This is a genomic window from Rhizobium sp. P1_E6 (genome assembly GCF_056405875.1).
In genome coordinates this window covers 1-2828 of record NZ_JBFUBG010000208.1, presented here as the reverse complement: position 1 = coordinate 2828, position 2828 = coordinate 1, and the positions used below count along the sequence as shown (strand labels likewise).

At 59.8% G+C, this 2828-nt stretch carries 4 protein-coding genes; all 4 read right to left on the bottom strand.

Annotation, left to right across the window (positions count from 1 at the left end; genetic code table 11):
* Positions 1 to 163 (bottom strand): biotin carboxylase N-terminal domain-containing protein (locus tag AC1D35_RS35330; protein WP_477942584.1); only part of this gene is annotated, 163 nt, incomplete at its 3' end.
* Between the two features lie 74 nt (positions 164 to 237).
* A complete protein-coding gene (gene sucD, locus AC1D35_RS35325) occupies positions 238 to 1140 on the bottom strand; it encodes a succinate--CoA ligase subunit alpha (RefSeq protein ID WP_003543511.1) in 903 nt (300 codons plus the stop codon).
* A gap of 19 nt (positions 1141 to 1159) precedes the next feature.
* Positions 1160 to 2353, bottom strand: coding sequence for an ADP-forming succinate--CoA ligase subunit beta (gene sucC / locus AC1D35_RS35320; protein WP_477942582.1), 1194 nt, complete (start codon positions 2351 to 2353; stop codon positions 1160 to 1162).
* A gap of 113 nt (positions 2354 to 2466) precedes the next feature.
* The coding region (locus AC1D35_RS35315; protein WP_477942580.1) for a carboxyl transferase domain-containing protein at positions 2467 to 2828 on the bottom strand (362 nt) is incomplete at its 5' end.

Sequence of the window (2828 nt, the reverse complement as noted above, 5' to 3'; positions counted from 1 at the left end):
GTGCACGGCCGATGTGGATTGCTTCATCGGCCATCTTCACATGCAACGCTTCGGCGTCGGCATCGGAGTAGACGGCCACCGTCGCGATGCCGAGCTTCTTTGCCGTCTTGATGACCCGACAAGCGATTTCGCCCCGGTTTGCGATCAGAATTTTCTTGAACATGCCCTAGATCCCGCAAGTAACGCCTGTAGTTGCGCTACGAATTCCATCATTAGTGTTTCGGCCTTGCCGAAGGTCTAGCCCTTGAGGACTTCAACCAGCGTCTTGCCGAGGCGGGCCGGAGACGGAGACACCTTGATGCCTGCCGATTCCATTGCCGCGATCTTCGATTCCGCATCGCCCTTGCCGCCGGAAACCACAGCACCGGCATGACCCATGGTGCGGCCCTTCGGCGCCGTACGGCCCGCGATGAAGCCGGCCATCGGCTTCTTGCGGCCCTTCTTGGCTTCGTCCTTGAGGAACTGGGCTGCGTCTTCTTCAGCCGCACCGCCGATTTCGCCGATCATGATGATCGAGGTCGTGGCTTCGTCGGCCAGGAACATTTCRAGCACGTCGATGAACTCGGTGCCCTTGACCGGGTCGCCGCCGATACCGACAGCAGTCGTCTGGCCGAGACCTTCATTGGAGGTCTGGAAAACGGCTTCGTAGGTCAGCGTGCCCGAACGGGAAACGATCCCGACCGAACCCTTGCGGAAGATCGAGCCCGGCATGATGCCGATCTTGCATTCTTCCGGCGTCATGATGCCCGGGCAGTTCGGTCCGAGCAGGCGCGACTTGGAGCGCTCGAGGCGAGCCTTGACGCGCACCATGTCCAGGACYGGGATACCTTCAGTAATGCAGGTGATGAACGGGATCTCGGCGTCGATCGCTTCGATGATCGCATCAGCTGCACCTGCCGGCGGAACATAGATGACGGACGCGTCGGCGCCGGTCTTTTCCTTGCCTTCGGCAACGGTTGCGAAGATCGGCAGGCTTTCGCCCTTCGAGCCGGTCCAGGTTTCTCCACCCTTCTTCGGGTGGATACCGCCGACCATCTGCGTGCCGTAGTAAGCAAGCGCCTGTTCGGTGTGGAACGTGCCGGTCTTGCCGGTCAGACCCTGAACGAGGATCTTGGTGTCTTTATTGACGAGAATAGACATTCTTTCAGATCCTTCAAAATTAGCCGTTGATCGCCGCGACGATCTTCTTGGCCGCATCGTCCAGGTCGTCAGCCGCCGTAATGGCCAGACCCGAYTCGTTCAGGATCTTCTTGCCGAGATCGACGTTCGTGCCTTCAAGGCGAACGACGAGCGGAACCTTGAGACCGACTTCCTTGACTGCGGCAATAACGCCCTCGGCAATGACATCGCACTTCATGATGCCGCCGAAGATGTTGACGAGAATGCCTTCGACCTTGGGGTCTGCGGTGATGATCTTGAAGGCTGCAGCGACCTTCTCCTTGCCGGCGCCGCCGCCGACGTCGCAGAAGTTTGCCGGCTCCTTGCCGTAGAGCTTGATGATGTCCATCGTCGCCATGGCAAGGCCAGCACCGTTGACCATGCAGCCGATGTTGCCGTCGAGCGCCACATAGGCGAGATCCCACTTGGAGGCCTCGATTTCCTTGGCGTCTTCTTCCGTCTCGTCGCGCAGCGCCTTGACGTCGTCGTGACGGAACAGGGCGTTACCGTCGAAAGACATTTTGGCGTCGAGAACGCGCAGATGGCCGTCCTTCATGACGATCAGCGGATTGACCTCGAGGAGAGCCATGTCCTTTTCGCCGAATGCCTTGTAGAGCGCCGGGAAAAGCGACTTGGCGTCTTCGGCGGCCGCACCATCGAGCTCAAGCGCCTTGACGATCTTTGCAACGTCGGCAGCCGTAACACCGGCTTCCGGATCAATCGCGATCGTGTGGATCTTCTCGGGCGTGTCGTGGGCGACAGCTTCGATATCCATGCCGCCTTCGGTGGAAACCACGAAAGCCACACGACCGACCGAACGATCGACCAGCAGCGAGCAATAGAGCTCGCGGGCAATGTCGGCGCCGTCTTCGATGTAGAGGCGGTTGACCTGCTTGCCGGCTTCGCCGGTCTGCGCGGTCACCAGCGTGTTGCCGAGCATTTCCTTCGCATGGGCAACGACTTCGTCGATCGACTTGGCGAGACGAACGCCACCCTTGGCATCCGGGCCGAGTTCCTTGAATTTGCCCTTGCCACGGCCGCCAGCATGGATCTGGCTCTTGACGACATAAAGCGGGCCGGGAAGCGACTTGGCGGCAGCCTCGGCTTCTTCAACCTTGAGGATAGCCACACCCTGCGCGACCGGCGCGCCATAGCCCTTCAGCAGAGCCTTGGCCTGATATTCATGAATGTTCATGGGTTTATCCCTATTTCGATAACGTCAGCGCGGAGCGGTTTTGGCGTGGTTCTCTCGCGTCAGATGCCAGATCCAATGGTGCCGGGCATCAGGTGTCGGGGCGCCTGAATTGTTTAGAGTGGTATCGTGTCGTGCTTGCGCCATCGCACATCGGCCTGTTTGTTGCGCAGCGAGGCGAAGGCGCGGGCAATGCGACGGCGTGAGGAATGTGGCATGATGACTTCATCGATAAAGCCGCGTTCCGCAGCGACAAACGGATTGGCGAAGCGTTCCTCGTATTCCCTTGTCCGAGCCGCAATCTTTTCCGGGTCGCCAAGTTCAGAGCGGTAAAGGATCTCGGTCGCGCCCTTGGCGCCCATGACGGCAATCTCCGCTGTCGGCCAGGCGTAGTTGACGTCGGCACCGATATGTTTCGACGCCATGACGTCATAGGCGCCGCCATAGGCCTTGCGCGTAATCAGCGTCACCATCGGCA